The sequence below is a fragment of the Dehalogenimonas sp. W genome, assembly GCF_037094495.1.
Classification (GTDB): Bacteria; Chloroflexota; Dehalococcoidia; order Dehalococcoidales; family Dehalococcoidaceae; genus Dehalogenimonas; species Dehalogenimonas loeffleri.
Genome location: NZ_CP146612.1, coordinates 1,279,029 through 1,294,809, shown reverse-complemented (window position 1 = coordinate 1,294,809; position 15,781 = coordinate 1,279,029). Strand labels below are relative to the sequence as shown.

Annotated in this window: 20 protein-coding genes; 10 read left to right on the top strand and 10 right to left on the bottom strand. The window is 55.1% G+C overall.

The window, feature by feature from the left end; translation table 11 throughout:
• Positions 1-43: 43 nt before the first annotated feature.
• Both V8247_RS06730 and V8247_RS06725 read left to right on the top strand, forming a co-directional pair.
• Positions 44-184 carry a hypothetical protein gene (locus V8247_RS06730; RefSeq protein WP_338737080.1) on the top strand — a complete coding sequence of 47 codons (141 nt, stop codon included), beginning with the start codon at positions 44-46 and terminating at the stop codon, positions 182-184.
• Positions 185-198: 14 nt separating this feature from the next.
• Positions 199-471 carry an acylphosphatase gene (locus V8247_RS06725; RefSeq protein WP_338737079.1) on the top strand — a complete coding sequence of 91 codons (273 nt, stop codon included), beginning with the start codon at positions 199-201 and terminating at the stop codon, positions 469-471.
• 72 nt (positions 472-543) lie between these two features.
• On the opposite strand, the gene V8247_RS06720 is transcribed toward V8247_RS06725, so the two are convergent.
• Positions 544-1,272, bottom strand: a complete 729-nt coding sequence (locus tag V8247_RS06720; RefSeq protein WP_338737078.1) for a DUF362 domain-containing protein — start codon at positions 1,270-1,272, stop codon at positions 544-546.
• A gap of 42 nt (positions 1,273-1,314) precedes the next feature.
• Positions 1,315-1,941 (bottom strand): molybdenum cofactor guanylyltransferase, encoded by a 627-nt coding sequence (locus tag V8247_RS06715; protein WP_338737077.1) that lies wholly within the window; start codon positions 1,939-1,941, stop codon positions 1,315-1,317.
• 184 nt (positions 1,942-2,125) lie between these two features.
• Here V8247_RS06715 and V8247_RS06710 point away from each other — a divergent pair, with 184 nt between their 5' ends.
• Together V8247_RS06710 and V8247_RS06705 are read left to right on the top strand one after the other, a co-directional pair.
• Positions 2,126-3,922, top strand: coding sequence for a thiamine pyrophosphate-dependent enzyme (locus V8247_RS06710; protein WP_338737076.1), 1,797 nt, complete (start codon positions 2,126-2,128; stop codon positions 3,920-3,922).
• Complete coding sequence (locus V8247_RS06705) at positions 3,919-4,509, top strand: indolepyruvate oxidoreductase subunit beta (protein ID WP_338737075.1); 591 nt, start codon at positions 3,919-3,921, stop codon at positions 4,507-4,509. Before V8247_RS06710 ends, V8247_RS06705 begins: the two co-directional genes overlap by 4 nt.
• A gap of 71 nt (positions 4,510-4,580) precedes the next feature.
• Here the strand turns inward: V8247_RS06705 and V8247_RS06700 are convergent, their stop codons facing one another.
• Positions 4,581-5,072, bottom strand: coding sequence for a CBS domain-containing protein (locus V8247_RS06700; protein WP_338737074.1), 492 nt, complete (start codon positions 5,070-5,072; stop codon positions 4,581-4,583).
• A gap of 188 nt (positions 5,073-5,260) precedes the next feature.
• Between V8247_RS06700 and V8247_RS06695 the strand changes: the two genes are divergently transcribed.
• From V8247_RS06695 to V8247_RS06685, 3 genes are all read left to right on the top strand, one after another.
• A complete protein-coding gene (locus V8247_RS06695) occupies positions 5,261-5,761 on the top strand; it encodes a hydrogenase maturation protease (RefSeq protein WP_338737073.1) in 501 nt (166 codons plus the stop codon).
• Between the two features lie 68 nt (positions 5,762-5,829).
• Positions 5,830-6,408: a Fe-Mn family superoxide dismutase gene (locus V8247_RS06690; protein ID WP_338737072.1), complete on the top strand. Its 579-nt coding sequence runs from the start codon at positions 5,830-5,832 to the stop codon at positions 6,406-6,408.
• 38 nt (positions 6,409-6,446) lie between these two features.
• Positions 6,447-6,923, top strand: a complete 477-nt coding sequence (locus V8247_RS06685; RefSeq protein WP_338737070.1) for a ferritin family protein — start codon at positions 6,447-6,449, stop codon at positions 6,921-6,923.
• 58 nt (positions 6,924-6,981) lie between these two features.
• Here the strand turns inward: V8247_RS06685 and V8247_RS06680 are convergent, their stop codons facing one another.
• A complete protein-coding gene (locus V8247_RS06680; protein WP_338737069.1) occupies positions 6,982-7,986 on the bottom strand; it encodes an NrpR regulatory domain-containing protein in 1,005 nt (334 codons plus the stop codon).
• 120 nt (positions 7,987-8,106) lie between these two features.
• Between V8247_RS06680 and mtaB the strand changes: the two genes are divergently transcribed.
• Together mtaB and V8247_RS06670 are read left to right on the top strand one after the other, a co-directional pair.
• Entirely contained in the window at positions 8,107-9,309 is a 1,203-nt protein-coding gene (gene mtaB, locus V8247_RS06675) for a tRNA (N(6)-L-threonylcarbamoyladenosine(37)-C(2))-methylthiotransferase MtaB (protein WP_338737068.1), read from the top strand.
• Positions 9,310-9,424: 115 nt separating this feature from the next.
• Complete coding sequence (locus tag V8247_RS06670) at positions 9,425-9,727, top strand: hypothetical protein (RefSeq protein ID WP_338737067.1); 303 nt, start codon at positions 9,425-9,427, stop codon at positions 9,725-9,727.
• A gap of 82 nt (positions 9,728-9,809) precedes the next feature.
• Here V8247_RS06670 and V8247_RS06665 read toward each other — a convergent pair whose 3' ends face one another.
• On the bottom strand, positions 9,810-10,118 hold the full coding sequence (locus V8247_RS06665; protein ID WP_338737066.1) for a CxxC-x17-CxxC domain-containing protein: 309 nt from the start codon (positions 10,116-10,118) through the stop codon (positions 9,810-9,812).
• A gap of 195 nt (positions 10,119-10,313) precedes the next feature.
• Here V8247_RS06665 and V8247_RS06660 point away from each other — a divergent pair, with 195 nt between their 5' ends.
• Entirely contained in the window at positions 10,314-10,781 is a 468-nt protein-coding gene (locus V8247_RS06660) for a GNAT family N-acetyltransferase (RefSeq protein ID WP_338737065.1), read from the top strand.
• 43 nt (positions 10,782-10,824) lie between these two features.
• Here the strand turns inward: V8247_RS06660 and V8247_RS06655 are convergent, their stop codons facing one another.
• The 5 genes from V8247_RS06655 to V8247_RS06635 all read right to left on the bottom strand — a co-directional run bounded on the left by V8247_RS06655 (position 10,825) and on the right by V8247_RS06635 (position 15,730).
• Positions 10,825-11,565 (bottom strand): amino acid ABC transporter ATP-binding protein, encoded by a 741-nt coding sequence (locus V8247_RS06655; protein ID WP_338737064.1) that lies wholly within the window; start codon positions 11,563-11,565, stop codon positions 10,825-10,827.
• Positions 11,566-11,567: 2 nt separating this feature from the next.
• On the bottom strand, positions 11,568-12,395 hold the full coding sequence (locus V8247_RS06650; RefSeq protein ID WP_338737063.1) for an amino acid ABC transporter permease: 828 nt from the start codon (positions 12,393-12,395) through the stop codon (positions 11,568-11,570).
• A gap of 50 nt (positions 12,396-12,445) precedes the next feature.
• Positions 12,446-13,219 carry a basic amino acid ABC transporter substrate-binding protein gene (locus tag V8247_RS06645; RefSeq protein ID WP_338737062.1) on the bottom strand — a complete coding sequence of 258 codons (774 nt, stop codon included), beginning with the start codon at positions 13,217-13,219 and terminating at the stop codon, positions 12,446-12,448.
• 89 nt (positions 13,220-13,308) lie between these two features.
• On the bottom strand, positions 13,309-13,764 hold the full coding sequence (locus V8247_RS06640; RefSeq protein WP_338737061.1) for a GNAT family N-acetyltransferase: 456 nt from the start codon (positions 13,762-13,764) through the stop codon (positions 13,309-13,311).
• A 22-nt stretch (positions 13,765-13,786) separates the two neighbouring features.
• A complete protein-coding gene (locus V8247_RS06635) occupies positions 13,787-15,730 on the bottom strand; it encodes an ABC transporter ATP-binding protein (protein ID WP_338737060.1) in 1,944 nt (647 codons plus the stop codon).
• Positions 15,731-15,781: the final 51 nt, after the last annotated feature.

The window sequence follows — 15,781 nt, the reverse complement described above, 5'->3', positions numbered from 1 at the left end:
GCTTTGTTAACATTAGATTATATTGGAATAGAGGTAAAACATTATGGGACAGCGAGACAAGAGCGGCCGCGAACAGAAAAAGGTCAAGAAAGACACAAAGCAAAGCGGCGTAACCAGCGAATTCATCCCCCCGCCGCCGCCGGTGGAGGTGATTAAGAAAGGTAAAAAACTCAAGGGCGTATAACCCTTGAGGGCTCTATGGTTTTTGCGGCGCGCATTACGGTGACCGGACGGGTGCAGGGCGTCGGCTTTCGTGATTTCACCATCAGAGAGGCTGAGCGCCGCGGCCTCACCGGCTATGTGACCAACCTGCCCGACGGTTCCGTAGAAGCCATTGCCGAAGGCCCTGAAATCCAGGTGCGGCAGTTTATCAGCGCCCTGAAAAAAGGCCCGCTGCTGGCCCGGGTTAAAGCGGTGGAAATTGCAGAGCTTCCGCCGACCGGGGGGTTCCCGGTTTTTGAAGTACGCTAAACATTGTTAGGAAAATAAAAACTGCCGGCACAACCGGCAGTTTTTATTTAATTTCGCAAAACAGCGACGCCGCTAGAATTCTACTTCCTCACGACCCAGCTTAATGTTTTCAATATAATCGGCCTTGATACCGAGGGATTCGGTGACTTCAAGGTCCACATCAAACGGCTTGCCGATGAATATCTTGCCGACATCTTCCACCGTACCATGCATTGGATCACCGTCGCTGATTAATTTCTGACGGGCTTCTACGATGCCCATATCAAACGGCAGGGTAAAATACAGGTCAGCCAGGACCTTATCCAGCCCCAGGGCGTGCAGTGTCTTCCAGCCGTCCCGCACGCCGCCGTACTTGACCACCGGCAGCAGCGACATCAAATTAGCGATAGTCATCTGTCCCTGCCCTTTGACCACCTTGAGCGGGGCTACACTGATCAGGTAATCAGATGACAAGATAATGTTCGGCACCCAGAAAGTGGGAATGATAAACGGTTTGGTCAGCGGGTTATCCACCTCAACCCAGGTGGAATCCTTGACGTCCAGCATCAGCACCCGGGGGAAATCATAGGTCAGCGACTGATAAACCGACTGCATGGGGGAACCGTTGGGGGTACCCTCCAGCAGCACAATATCGGCATCGCTGATCCAGCGGATACCTTTGATAATCTTGGCCAGCAGCTCCCGGCTGGTGCTGACCGGATAACCGGCGCTGAGATGGGCTGAAGGCTTAATTAAAACCCGTCGCGCCCGGGAGATGGACTCCGGGGCCTTAAAATCAAATTGGGCGGCGTTGTGAATCAATGTGGTTCCCTTCCAAAAATATATAATAAATCAGTTTATCAATTACGCGGTGCCCGTGGGCGACAGTTTTTCCCGGTTAACCGCCTCCCGGGCCAGACTTAAATCATCTTCGTTGTTGATGTTAAAAAACGAGCGGTGCTCCGGGTCAAACCGGTTAATCTCCTCAGCTTCAACATACCTGACCCGTACCCGCCGGAACAACTCAGTGACGCTGTACGTGCCTTCATCCAGCAGGTACTTGACCTGGGGCAGGCAATTCTTGCCGTAAATGGCGTGCAGGGGTTCCACTTCCTGCCCCACCCGCGGCACCACCGCGTCACAGCCGGCGGCGCGTTCTGCCATATAGCGCAGCAAATCCGGATTCACAAACGGCATATCACAGGCGGTCACCAGGTTTTTATCGGAGCGCGAATTCAGTAATCCGGTATAAATACCAACCAGCGGGCCGCGGCCTGGAAAAGCATCAATCACCATACGGACATTACTGAAATTCTCCAGCCCCAGGTCGGTGTTATGCGGCCCGGTAACGACAATAATTTCAGTGTCCAAAAAAAGAAGCCTTGAGACAGAACGTTGTATCAGGGTCTGGCGGTCAATCTGCTCAAGCGCTTTATTACGGCCGAGGCGCAACCCGCGTCCCCCGGCCAGAACGATACAGCTTAAATCCAAATCACGGTTCAGGCTTTACTCAAGCCGCTCCTATAATTAATTTTACCATAATAGTCAATAGGAGAGTTAAGCTTTTTTAGGATTTCATATCATTTACGGCATATTCATCGTGGGTCTAATCCCGAAAGTTTGACAGGACAAAGACCTTAATCTATCCTTGAATATCCACTGTTGCGAGGCAAATTTGGAACGACAACTACTTTCCGGCAATGAAGCAATCGCCCTGGGTGCGGCGCACGCCGGCGTCAGGGTGGCCGCGGCCTATCCCGGCACGCCGTCTACTGAAATACTGGAAGCGGCCGCCCGTTTCCCCGAAATTTATACCGAATGGTCATCCAATGAGGCCGTGGCTGTAGAGGTTGCGCTGGGCGCCAGTTATACCGGCGTCCGGGCCATGGCTTCCATGAAACACGTAGGCCTGAACGTGGCTGCCGACGCCTTCATGGCCGCGGCTACCACCGGTGTCCGCGGCGGGCTGGTTATCATATCCGCCGACGACCCGGGTATTCACAGTTCCCAGAATGAGCAGGACAGCCGTAATTATGCCCGGCTGGGCCGGGTGCCTTGCCTGGAGCCGGCTGACTCTCAGGAAGCCTACACCTTCACCCGGCTGGCCTTTGAACTGAGTGAAGAATTTGATACGCCGGTGCTGTTGCGGCCGACCACCCGGGTGTGTCATTCCAAAAGCGTGGTTCAGCCCGTCGAGCCCGCCGCCATAACCCTGACGCCGCAATTTGTGCATGAACCGGCCAAGCTGGTGATGCTGCCCGGTGCCGCCCGCGGCCGCTGGCCGAAACTGACGGAGCGGTTGGAAAAACTGGCGGCATGGGGTGAAACTGCCGAATGTAATCACATCATAAACGGTTCGGCGGAGCTGGGGATTATCACCAGCGGTATTTCCTTTCATTATGCCCGGGAGGTGTTCCCTGAAGCGTCCTTTCTGAAACTCGGCCTCTCCTATCCCCTGCCGGAACGCAAGATAAAAGAATTTACCGCCGGGGTCAGCCGGATTATGGTTATTGAGGAAAATGACGGTTTTCTGGAACTCCAGCTCAAGGCCATGGGGCTTAGTGTCATCGGCAAGGCCGCTTTCCCCCGAACCGGTGAGTATTCGCCCGACATCATCCGGGCGGCTGCCGCCGGAGCCGGCCTGACCCGACCGGGAAATCCGGCGGCAGCGGGAGATACGGAGCTCGCCAAACGTCCGCCTTTATTATGCCCCGGCTGTCCCCATGCCGGCATCTATTTTACACTGAGCAGCCTGGGACACCGTTCGGTACTGCCGGGGCGGCAGGCGCGTCCGCCCAGGCTGACTATCTGCGGCGACATAGGTTGTTACACGCTGGGGGCCTACGCGCCGCTGTCGGCGATGGACACCTGCGGCTGTATGGGGGCCGGTATCTCTCAGGCCGCGGGGATGGCCCGGGCGGGATTGCCGGAAAAACCGCTGGCGGTTATCGGCGATTCCACTTTCATGCATTCCGGCATCAACAGCCTGCTGAATGCCGTTTACAATCAAGCCAACATCTGCGTGCTGATTCTGGATAATGCCACCACCGCTATGACCGGGCACCAGGGACATCCCGGCTCCGGCGTGTCGCCGGCCGGCGAACGGCGGAATAATGTCGTCATTGAGAATCTGGTCCGGGGCGCCGGGGTGGCGGACGTCACCGTGGTTGACGCCTTTGACCTCAAAGCCGTGCGTAACGCCGTGAAACAGGGACTGGCCGCCGGGCAACTGGCTGTGGTCATTGTCCGGGGCGACTGCCCCACCCTGACCCGGAAGCGGGGCAAGCCCCGGCTGGTAAATGAAAAATGCGACGATTGCGGCGCCTGCCTGCTGGTGGGCTGTTCCGCCATCCAGCGCGATGAAGACGGCCATATTTTTATTGACCGCAGTGTCTGTGTCGGTGAATACTGCACCATTTGCCAGCAGGTTTGCCCGCGGGGCGCCATTGTAGAAGCGGAGACAGCGTCATGAACGGCATGAATATTCTTATTGTCGGGGTCGGCGGTCAGGGGGTGGTGCTGGCTTCCAATATTCTGGCTGAAGCCGCCCTGAGCGCCGGATTTGAGGTTAAAAAGACCGATACCCTGGGGATGGCCCAGCGCGGGGGCAGCGTGGTCAGTCACCTGCGTTACGCGGAGCAGGTAGCCTCACCGCTGATACCGGCGGGGGAGGTTGATCTGCTGCTGGCTTTTGAAAAACTGGAAGCCGTGCGCTGGGCGCATTTCCTGAAACCGGAAGGCATCGCGATTATTAATAACCTGATGCTGCCGCCGCTTTCGGTGACGCTGGGTACTGCCGCGTACCCCGGTGATGCGGCGGTGCAGGCAGCTTTTCAGCGGATTACGCCTTCAGTGCATCTGGTGCCCGGCACCGCCACGGCGGAGGCGCTGGGCAATGCCAAAATGGTGAACACGATTCTACTGGGCTATGCTGTCAGGTTTTTGGGCATTGAGCCCGCAAAGCTCCAGAGCATCATTGAGGCGGCGTTGCCCGCCCGGTTCCGGCAGACCAACGTGGCGGCTTTTGAAGCGGGCCGTAAGTTAGAGGCGATTGACTGACTGATGGTCGCGGCCGACATTGGCGGTTGTTGTCAGGCGTTAAACACCAAGCCTCGGGTAGTTCAGCCCGGCTAAATTTTACAGATTGGTTCGGAGTCAGGACTATCTTCCAGCATCCGGGCCAGCAAGTGGGTCAGTTTTACTTCACCGATCAGTTTGCCGGCGCCATCCACCACCGGCAATTCAACCAGCTGCTCATGCACCATGATGTGGAGCGCCTGATCCAGGGTGTCGGTTTCCTTCACCGACGGGGTTTCGGAGATGATATCGCCGATGGTCTGCGACTGACAAAGCTTCATAATTTCAAAAGCCTGAAAGGCGCCGGCCACCCGCATATTGGAACGGTTGGCAACATCCATATTCAGCTTCAACTTGACCCAGTTGAGGATATAGTGCAGTTTCACCAGCCCTTTCAGTTTGCCCTTGTCGTCAACGATGAACAGGGTATGCACGTCCGGTTGTTTCACAAACTGACGGATAGCCTTTTCAATAGGCTGATCTTCATTAACCGAAAGGGTCCGTGAACTGGGTTCACTGACTGTCTTGACCTGTGTCTTGTCCATCATATCTCCTGTCAGCTGATTATCTGTCCGGGGGATGACTACCCGGACGGAACTCCATAATTGTAGCATAAGTCAGTCAGGGCGTTAATAGCCGGCAGCGGCGGCTTCAGGCAGATATGTTATAATTCAGCGGCACAATTTGAAGAAACCAAACGCAATTTATCCCGATACTAAACTGGTGAGGTGCGATGACCGAGACCGTTGATTACCTGAGCGAAACACCGCCGGAACCGGTATTGGTGCTGGGAGTAGGCAATATTCTGCTGTCTGATGAAGGCGCCGGCGTCCGCGTGGCCGAGCGAATCATGAAGTACCCCCTGCCAAAGGGCGTTGAGGTGCTGGACGGCGGTACATCCCAGCTAGTCATCGTAGACCTGATCCGCGGCCGCCGGAAAGTCATTATTGTTGACGCTGTCTGCGGCGACGGGCCGCCCGGTACACTGTATAAGTTCGGAGTCAGGGAACTGCAGGATGCGGCGGCGGGTATGCGGTCGGCCCATGACATGGGGGTGGTGGAAGCGGTCTTTTTTCTCGGCCTGACCGGGGAACTGCCGGAGGATTTTACCTTCTTCGGCGTGGAACCGGGCAGTCTGGAACCGTCGCTGGAGTTCACTCCGGAGGTAGCCGCCGCCCTGCCGCGGCTGACCGAACTGGTAATGGAAGCGGCCGGCATCCCCAAACCGGACTGAGCCCGGCAGACTGTTTGCGCCCATTTCCCGGTGCTATATAATGGAAGCACTGAATAAGGAGGACGATGATGAGCTATACCGCAAAGGACTTCAGCCGTCTATCAGGGATGGCAGGTTTTTCCGAGGGGTTGTTGAACAACCATTTCACCCTGTATCAGGGTTATGTCAAGAACACCAATAATCTCATTGACTTGATTGACGGACTCAGTAAGGCCGGTAAGGCCGCGACGCCGGAATATGCCGAATTGCAGCGCCGTTTCGGTTTTGAATGGAATGGTATGCGGCTGCATGAATATTATTTCGGCAATCTGGGCGGTAGCGGCACTCCGGCCCCGAACGGCCGTCTGGTAGCTGAAACAGCCAAACAATGGGGTAGTTTTGCCGCCTGGGAAGCCGACTTCCGCGCCACGGGCGCGCTCCGCGGGGTCGGCTGGGTGGTACTGTATCAGGATACTGAAACCGGCCGGCTGTTCAACTCCTGGATCAACCTTCACGAATCCGGGCACCTGGCCGGTTGTCAGCCGGTGCTGGTGATGGATGTATGGGAACATGCCTTTATGCTAGGTTACGGCCTGAAAAGAGCCGACTATATCGGTGCCTTTTTCAATAATATTGACTGGGCGGCCTGCGAAGCCCGTTTGAAATAGATTTTCCCGAAAAAATAAACTGATTCAGGAGGCAGACCATGACCATTTCCTTTAGTCCGGCGGAACTGTTTAACATTGCCATTGCCGTTGAGCGCCGCGGGGCGGCCTTTTACGACACGCTGGCGCGGTCCTGTGGCTCAGAAGGCATGAAACAGGCATTCCTGGCCCTGGCAGCCATGGAACACGGCCACATCCAGACTTTTCAGAAATTATTGAACGAAGCGCCGGCGACCGCCGGCGAGGGCTATGACTCCGAGGAATACGGGGCTTATTTCCAGGCCCTGGTGGAATCATCGGTGTTCAACGATGACCTGGCGGCCTCGGAACTGGTGACCCAGGCTGACACCGACAAACAGGCGGTAGAGGTCGGAATTGAGGCGGAAAAGGACGCTATCCTCTTCTATGAACAATTACGGGAGATCATGTCCGGCGACGCCGCTGAGGCCATTGCCACGGTTATCTCCGAAGAAAAAGCCCACCTGCGGAAGCTGGCGGAAATTAAAGCCCAGCTATAAAACAGCTATTTTTCAGGCGACATTGCGACCGGGGCATTTCCATGCCCCGGTCATTATTTCAGGCTATTTCACTGAAGCGCATCAGGCTCCGATAGTCCATCAACCCGCTCATCGCCCGGTTACGGGTGGTGATGCCGGCTTCAGCCGCCGCCGCCACCGGATTTAAACCGCCGCAAAGCACCAATCCCGCTTTATTCAAACCCACCGGCACTTCACACACCGGTTTGCCGCTTTCACCGATGTCTACCAGTCCGCGGACACCCGCTTTTTCCAATTTGGCAATCAATTCCCGTACCAGCGGCAGGCTCATCGCCGGGACCTCCCGGAAATTTGCCAGGATTTTACCGGAGCCGCGTCGGGCTGTTTCAGATACGCCGGTCATGCGGCCGGCAATGAATATTTCTGAAGGATCAAGCGAGGAACCGGAGTAATGGATCAGGTCTGAAAAACGCCACGGGCGGTTCTGGCGATACTGCAGGGTGCCGCCGAAACGTGAGTCCATGGGAACACCTGCCTTCAGCAGCGTGGCATTGATGATAATACTGCAGACAGTGGCTAAACCGGTATAGCCGTCCGGTACGGTGACGCCGCCGAGATTGCCGCCCGATTCCGCTATCGCCACCTTGTCCGAAACACAGATGCCGGCACGGAAAACCGGCGCCATGGCTTTCAGCGCTTCTTTAATCTGGGCGGCGGGGAAAAATGAAATATTAACCGGTATCAACCCCTCCTGACGATTGACGTCAAAGGTGCTCTGGTAGGCCAGCAGTTCAATCTTGTCCGACACAAAGCCGACTTTGTCGGTGACCCGGGCATTTCCCAGTTCTTCCAGACCGGCGTTTGTGATAACCCGGCCGCTGCGCCGGGACACTTTATCCGTCCAGCCCTGAGTATCCAGCAAGCCCAGGTGATAACGCACCGCCCGTTCGGAGAGCTCTATGCCGTACTCGTCCCGCAGCCGGCGGGCAATCACCTGGCTGCCGATGGCACCGGAAGCACTGCCCAGCACCCGCAATATGGCAAGTTTCTCCCGTTCTACTTCCCGGCTGTCTATCTTGGCCATGGTTTGATCCTCCATATACGGCAATATAATGTGATTATATTGCCATTATACCGAAGCTCCGGGACCCGGTCAAAGACTAAATAACAATTTTGTTGCCTGGTTTCTGGTATAATGTGCCGTATGACCCGCGTTCATATTGATACTTTCGGCTGTAAACTTAACCAGGCGGAAACCGAAGCCATGCGGCGCCAATTAGCGGCAGCGGGTTACCGTGTGGTGGACCGTTTGACCGGGGCTGATGTCCTGATTCTGAATACCTGCACCGTCACTCATGTGGCCGACCGCAAGGCGCGCCAGGCGGTTCGGTCAGCCCGGAAGACCGGCCGCGACATTGCCGTGGTGGTTACCGGCTGTTATGCCGAGCGCCAGGTTCAGGCCATCACCGCCCTGCCCGGGGTGGCGGCGGTAGTCAGTATGACCGGCAAGGCGGATATCGCGGCGGAAATCAGACGGCTGGGATTTCAGCCGGACAAGGCACTTTACGTTCCAGAACTGCCCCGTACCCGATCGTTGATAAAAATTCAGGCAGGTTGCGACCATCACTGCGCCTATTGCATCGTCCCAACGGTCAGACCGGTCAAAAGTAGTGTGCCCGCGGAAGCAGTGATTGAAGAAATCAAGACGCGGCAGACCGAAGGTTACCGCGAAATCGTAGTGACCGGTACCGAAATCGGTGAATACCGGGACGGTGAATTTGACCTAACCGGCTTGCTCCGCCGGATAATTGAACAGACCACTATAGAGCGCATCAGAGTTTCTTCCGTGCAACCGCGGGAAATCACCCCGGCGCTGATTGAATTATGGCGCAACCCCAGACTGTGCCGCCATTTTCACCTGTCTTTACAGAGCGGTTCCGACACGGTATTGCGGCGCATGCGCCGGCGGTATGATACCGGGGCTTACCGGCAGGCGGTGACTTTAATCCGGACTGTCGCTCCGGCCGCCGCCATTACCACCGACATCATTGCCGGTTTTCCCGGTGAAACTGACGGCGAGTTTAACGAAAGTCTGGCATTCATTCAGGACATCGGCTTTGCCCGACTGCATATATTCCCCTTTTCACCCCGGCCCGGGACCGCCGCCGTCGGGATGCCGCACCAGGTTGAGCCCCGAATCACCCAACACCGGGTACAACGACTTCTGGAGACGGCCTCGTCCTGTGAAACGGCCTTCCGGCAAAGTCTGACCGGACAGGTTTTTGAAGTGCTTTTTGAGGAATGTGGCGGCGGCACCTGGACGGGCTATACCGATAACTATGTCAGAATTACTCACCACAGCACTGAAGACCTGGGTAACCGGATTGTCCCGATCAGGTTGGACTGATAGTATTATTTTTTATGTCCAGTTGGATACGAAAGCAAAGGGTTACTATCTCCTGCAAAGAGGACTATAATATATATGGCAAGTAAGTTGAAAAAAGCGTTGTGGAGGAATATTTATGGCTGACCAACCCATTACCAGCAGGATTATGTCCAAACCGCTGCCGCAAATCCTTGATGAGATTGACGACAGCATCCGGTTAGCCGATGCAGCCGCTAAAACCGCCCGTGAGGCCGCCCTGGCTGCCCAGCAAGCCGGAGAAAAGGCCGCCGGTGAAGCGGCCAGAGTCGCCGCGGAGCACATTGCCAAAGTCAGCGCCGTGGCCGACGAAGCCCTGGACCTGGCCAAACAGATCCGGGCCGCGCTTATGGAATCATCAGGTGTTTTGCAGGACCGGCTGGCGCCGCCGGCCAAAAAGTAACAGTCAGCTCTGATTGAATTTGTATTGACAAACGGAAAGGGCGGCCCTGAGGGCCGCCCTTTCTTAGTTTCATGTTGGTAGATTACCGACTGGAGCCGACTTTGCGGAAACAGTCGCTGCAATAAACCGGCTTGTCGCCGCGGGGCTGGAAGGGAACCTGAGTGTCCTGACCGCATGCAGCGCATACGGCGGGGAACATCTGGGTCGGCCTGCCGCCGCCGAAACCACCGCCACCACCACCACGCTCAGCCTTACGGGCCGAACGGCAAGCAGCACACCGCTTGGGTTCATTAGTGTAACCCTTGGACTGGAAGAATTCCTGGTCCGCAGCGCTGAAAGTGAAGGTAGTTCCGCAATCGGAACACTGGATTTGTTTGTCCTCGAACGCCATTTGATGACCTCCTCTCTTAATACTCGTTGTGAGAGTTGCGGTCATCCATACTTGGGCTTTGGGCGCGGTACTAATGACGCGAACTGAACAACTGGGAATCAGCATATATTATCTAATAGCCTTTGTCAATAGGCTGGCACGATGAAATAATATGGGTTACAATCGGTTGGGACTATACGCTCGCGAGGAAAGCAGATGAACAAAAATCAGCCCTTTATCCGCCGCGCCGGGGCCGATGATATTCCGATTATCGCCGGTTATAATCTGGCACTGGCGCTGGAAACCGAAAATCGACACTTGAACCGGGACACAGTGACCGACGGCGTCACCTATTTCATGGGGCATCCCAACTTCGGGTTTTATATTATTGCGGAAATTGACGGCCGGCCCGCCGCCCAGACTATGATCACCTATGAGTGGAGCGACTGGCGCAACGGTGTTATCTGGTGGATTCAGAGTGTCTACGTTGCTCCGGAATACCGGCGGCGCGGACTGTACCGCAGTCTGTATCAATATATTAAAACAGCCGCCCAGGCGGACGGCGGCGTGCCGGAAATCCGGCTTTATGTGGACCAGCATAACAAACCGGCGCAGCGGACTTATCAGGCGCTGGGTATGCAACGGAGCCACTATCTGCTGTATGAGGCGGAAATCTTAGGCTGATAGTGACCCTGACTGGTTAATCAGCGCATTTTAAGGCTTATAACTAATGTATATGCAGGACTTTTGACAGGAAAGCCCGGGAGCGTTCCTGCTGAGGATTGGTAAAGAAATCATGGGGGGTGGCGGTTTCTACAATCAGGCCCTCATCCATGAAAATCATGCGGTTGGCTGCGGCGCGGGCGAAACCCATTTCGTGCGAGACCACCACCATGGTCATGCCTTCAGACGCCAGATTGGTCATTACGTCCAGCACTTCTTTGATCATTTCCGGATCCAGCGCTGAGGTCGGCTCATCAAAAAGCATTACCTTGGGATTCATCGCCAGGGCACGGGCGATGGCGACCCGCTGTTGCTGCCCGCCGCTGAGTTGGCCGGGGTAGGCATTTTCTTTTTCCGGAATACCAACTTTTTTGAGCAGTTGCCGGGCGGTATCCTCGGCTTCCGCCTTGTTGCGTTTGCGTACCTGCCGTTGAGCCAGCACCAGGTTGTCCAACACCGACAGGTGAGAAAATAGATTGAACGATTGAAACACCATACCGACTTCACGGCGAACGGCGTTGATGTTCTGAGTAGTATCCAGCGGGATACCGTCAACAGTAATCTTGCCGGAATTGTATTCTTCCAGACGGTTAATGCACCGGAGAAGGGTTGATTTACCCGAACCGGACGGACCGATGATTACCACGACTTCCCCGGCTTCAACGTTGAGGCTGACGCCCCGCAGGGCTTGCACCCGGCCGAAGTTTTTATGAATATTTTCTATCTTGATAATTGGTTCTGCCATGGCTATCTTTCGTACTTGGTCTTTTTCTCAATATAAGAAACCAGCCGCGCCGCCAGCAACGTCATCACCAGATAAAGCAGTGCCACCATGGTCCAGGTTTCTATGGGATTGAAATGAGCTGACATGAACTCCCGACCCCGGCGGGTGAGGTCGGCCACCGCAACTACGGAAACCAGCGATGAATCTTTGAGCAAAGCGATAAATTCGTTGCCCATCGGTGGTAAAATCACCCGGAACGCCTGTGGCAGAACCACAAAGCGCATCGCCTGGAAATGGTTCATGCCGAGCGAACGGGCCGCTTCCATCTGGCCTTTGGGGATGCTTTGGATACCGGCGCGGACAATCTCACTCATGTAGGCGCCGTAGCAAACAGTAATGGCAATAATGGCGGTGACAATGGGATCCGCGCGGTATTGCATCAAAGGGGCAAAATTCAGCCATTCACCGACTCGCTGAATGACCACTGGAGAAGCAAAATACCAGCCGATCAATTGGACGAGCAAAGGAATGCCGCGGATGATTTCCACATACAGGGTGGAAATACCATAGATTAACTTATTCTTGGCCAGTCGTCCCAAGCCACCGAACAGCCCCAGCACCAGCATCAAGAGATAAGAAACAACGGTAACCAGAATAGTAACAGCGATGCCGTCACGAGCAAAGACTACCAGATCCTTGAACGGGTCCGGTTTGACGACAACCAGCAAAACCACCAGACCAACTACCGCCGCTACCAGCCACCACCAGGTGTCATGGCGGACATTGACCTCACCGCCGGTTACAAAACTCAGCTCTTCTTCCGGCCCGGAGATTTTATTTTGCTCTGTCATATCAGAAATCAAAGAGGGGGGTTACAACGCACCCCCCTCTTAAAATCAATTTAGCTGACCAGCCACTTCAGAACCAGCTCTTCTATTTTGCCTTCGGCTATGACCGCCGCTAAACCAGCGTTGATCTTGGCCAGGAGGGCGGTGTTACTTTTTGGCAACGCAATACCGTATTCCTCAGTTGTCAGGACTTCACCGACCGTCTTCAACTCAGTATTGTATTTGGTCACGTATCCATCGGCAACCGGGGTGTCGCAGACTACCGCGTCAATTTGATTACCGAGTAGCGCGGCAAAGGCCAGACCGATTTCGTCGTAAGCGACCCTGTCAACGCCGGAGATCTCACTGACTTCATCATCACCGGTAGTACCGGACTGAACGCCGACCTTTTTACCCGCGAGACTGTTTTCACCGGCAATATCGGTGTTACCGGCACGAACCACGATGATCTGACCGGCCACGAAATAGGGGTCAGAGAAACTCATAGCTTCCAAGCGATCCGGTTTGATAGTAATTGAGGAAATGGCAGCGTCATAGGTGCCCTGAGATACGCCGGCCAGCAAAGGATCCCATTCCACATTAACGAACTCAACTTCCAGGCCGGCCTTTTCAGCAATCGCCAGCATCAGGTCAATATCAAAACCGACAATTTTGTTGGTCGCGGTGTCAATGTACTCAAAAGGCGGCCAGGTCGCGTCGGTAGCGACTCTGATTTTAGTCAGGCCTGAGGTGGGATCCGGGTCATCATTGTCATTACTGCAACCCGGCAGGGCAACCGCGGCTATCAAAGCCATGGTCAGGAACAAAAAGGCTAATTTTTTTTTCACCTGGGCTCCTCCAATAAAAAGATTTGAATGTGCCAAGTTTACAATAAGCTATACGCCGCTGTCTATATTTTTTGACGAGGATTAAATTCTTATAATTCCAGCCGAAATAGCTGCCACTGTTCCTGATGTCGGCCACCCATTTGCTGGTAAAATCGGTGGGCGTTGATATTCCAATCCAGGGCGGCCCATTCCACGGCACCACAGCCCCGCTCCCGGCCAGCCACTATGAGCGCCTGAAAAAGGGCTTTCCCTATACCGAGCCGCCGGTATTCAGTCAAGACAAACAAATCTTCAATATACAGCTTTGGCCGGGCCTGAAAACTACCGTAGGTCTCAAACACAATGGCGTAACCCACGGCCATCTCCTGGTATTCGGCAAGGTAAACTTCAAACCGCGGCCGTTCCGCGTTCATCTCAGCGGTGAAACGTTCCCGGGCGGCTTGATCCGGGGGTACCAGTTTTTCATATTCAGCCAGCGCCCGAATCAAAGACAAAACGATCGGGGCATCTTCTTTGGCGGCGCGGCGGATAACAACATCAGGCATCGGCAAAAAACGTTCTTACAGGTTATAACTCGCCGGCTTTCCGACGAAATTGAGTTTCATATAACCGGGCATACAGGCCGCCGTTGGCCATCAGAACGGCATGAGTGCCGGATTCAACGATCTTTCCCCGGTCCAGCACTAATATCTGGTCTGCCGCCAGAACAGTGGAGAGCCGGTGAGCAATGACGATGCTGGTGCGCCCGGCCATTACCCGCTTCAGAGCATCCTGGATCAAGGCTTCAGACTCTGAATCAAGGGAACTGGTGGCCTCATCCAATACCAGAATACGCGGGTCTTTAAGAATGACCCGGGCCAGCGCCAGCCGCTGTTTTTCGCCGCCGGACAAGCGGTAACCACGCTCCCCGACCACGGTGTCGTACCGCGCCGGCAGCCCCATGATGAAATCATGGATGTTGGCGGCCCGAGCGGCGGCCTCAACCTGCGCCTGAGTGGCATCCGGACGGGCATAGAGCAGATTTACCTGAATGGTATCATGGAAAAGATGAGTTTCCTGGGTGACCATACCGATCTGTTCGGTTAGCGAAGACAGGGTGACCCCCTTCAAATCAATGCCGTCTATGGTAATACGGCCGGAAGTGGGGTCATAAAGACGTGGAATAAGATAGGTCATGGTGGTTTTACCGGCGCCGCTGGGTCCCACGAGGGCGACCAGGTGACCGGGTTCAGCCTTGAAGGAAACGTGATTTAAGACCCATTCCCGCGCCTGGCTTAAGGCTTCATCATTGACGGCATCAACGGGCGCTCCAGGCTTTTTAACGGCGCCATTTGATAATACGGCTTCCACTTCCTGCATGTCGCCGACCCGGCGGACATCTTTGAGCAGCGCCTGTTCATTGACTTCATACTTAAAACTGACATCTTCAAAGGCCAGCACACCGCGAACTTCACTAAGGACCCGGGCATCGAGTTTTTCGTAGATTTCATGCGGCAGGTCCAGCACTTCAAACACCCGCTCAAAGCTGACCATGGAGGTGGCGAAGTCCACTGGTGCGTTGGTCAGTGTCTGAAGGGCCGTATACAGACTGCCCAGGTAGGCGGCCAGCGCAACGATGGTACCGACGGACAATGAACCTTGAATAACCAGATAACTACCGACACCGTAGATAAGGGCAACACCCAGGGCGCTGAGCAGACCGATACTGACGAAGAAAATCATGCCGGTAACCGCGCGCTGCACCCCCGCATCCCTTACGCCGGCAGCCCGTTCCCGAAAGCGCTCGTCTTCCACGGCAGTACGGCCGAACAGCTTGACCAGTAAGGCGCCGGAGATGTTAAGGAGTTCGTGCATGACGGCATTCATGCGGGCATTCAGATCCATCTGGTCACGGGCTATCATTTGTAAGCGCCGGCCTAATTTACGCCCGGCCACCAAGAATAACGGTAATACCAGCAGACTGATCAGAGTCAGCCGCCATTCCAATAACATCATCACTGAGAAAAGCACCACTGCCTGCACCAGACTGGAAAAAATACTGACAAAGGTGTTACTGATAGCAGTCTGCGCGCCGACAACGTCGTTATTGAGCCGGCTCATGAGTTCGCCGACTTTGGTATTGGTAAAGAAGCTCAGGGCCATTCGCTGGAGGTGGCCAAACAGCGCCACCCTAAGGTCATAAACCACGCCCTCACCGACTTTGGCATTCAGGCGGCGCTGAATCACGTTCAAGACACTAGTTGCCATCGGCACCGTAATCAGAGCGGCAATCAGCCAGCCCAGGCGGGTCAGGTCCCCGGCAGGAATGGTGTTATCAATTAAATCCCGCAGAATAAGCGGCGTCGCCAGCGCCAGACCGGTGGTGGTCATGGTGACCACAATCATGGCAATAATCAACCAGCGGTATGGCCTGGCGTACGCCAGAATGCGCCGGATCAGCCCGCCGGTTACCCGTGGTGGCTTACCCTCAATGTTGGCGTAAAAATAAGGAAAACCGTGCCCCATGGACATAGATATAATTAACTCCCGTTCAATCAACCGGGACCGAATGTCGGCCGGCGA

Bases quoted from the DNA above. Each gene is read 5' to 3' on its own strand.
- V8247_RS06725 (WP_338737079.1), top strand. From the start codon at position 199: ATGGTTTTTGCGGCGCGCATTACGGTGACCGGACGGGTGCAGGGCGTC.
- V8247_RS06655 (WP_338737064.1), bottom strand. From the start codon at position 11,565: ATGGCAGAACCAATTATCAAGATAGAAAATATTCATAAAAACTTCGGC.
- V8247_RS06660 (WP_338737065.1), top strand. From the start codon at position 10,314: ATGAACAAAAATCAGCCCTTTATCCGCCGCGCCGGGGCCGATGATATT.
- V8247_RS06690 (WP_338737072.1), top strand. From the start codon at position 5,830: ATGAGCTATACCGCAAAGGACTTCAGCCGTCTATCAGGGATGGCAGGT.
- V8247_RS06705 (WP_338737075.1), top strand. From the start codon at position 3,919: ATGAACGGCATGAATATTCTTATTGTCGGGGTCGGCGGTCAGGGGGTG.
- V8247_RS06685 (WP_338737070.1), top strand. From the start codon at position 6,447: ATGACCATTTCCTTTAGTCCGGCGGAACTGTTTAACATTGCCATTGCC.
- V8247_RS06700 (WP_338737074.1), bottom strand. From the start codon at position 5,072: ATGGACAAGACACAGGTCAAGACAGTCAGTGAACCCAGTTCACGGACC.
- V8247_RS06640 (WP_338737061.1), bottom strand. From the start codon at position 13,764: ATGCCTGATGTTGTTATCCGCCGCGCCGCCAAAGAAGATGCCCCGATC.
- V8247_RS06635 (WP_338737060.1), bottom strand. From the start codon at position 15,730: ATGTCCATGGGGCACGGTTTTCCTTATTTTTACGCCAACATTGAGGGT.
- V8247_RS06650 (WP_338737063.1), bottom strand. From the start codon at position 12,395: ATGACAGAGCAAAATAAAATCTCCGGGCCGGAAGAAGAGCTGAGTTTT.
- V8247_RS06695 (WP_338737073.1), top strand. From the start codon at position 5,261: ATGACCGAGACCGTTGATTACCTGAGCGAAACACCGCCGGAACCGGTA.
- mtaB (WP_338737068.1), top strand. From the start codon at position 8,107: ATGACCCGCGTTCATATTGATACTTTCGGCTGTAAACTTAACCAGGCG.
- V8247_RS06670 (WP_338737067.1), top strand. From the start codon at position 9,425: ATGGCTGACCAACCCATTACCAGCAGGATTATGTCCAAACCGCTGCCG.
- V8247_RS06730 (WP_338737080.1), top strand. From the start codon at position 44: ATGGGACAGCGAGACAAGAGCGGCCGCGAACAGAAAAAGGTCAAGAAA.
- V8247_RS06680 (WP_338737069.1), bottom strand. From the start codon at position 7,986: ATGGCCAAGATAGACAGCCGGGAAGTAGAACGGGAGAAACTTGCCATA.
- V8247_RS06665 (WP_338737066.1), bottom strand. From the start codon at position 10,118: ATGGCGTTCGAGGACAAACAAATCCAGTGTTCCGATTGCGGAACTACC.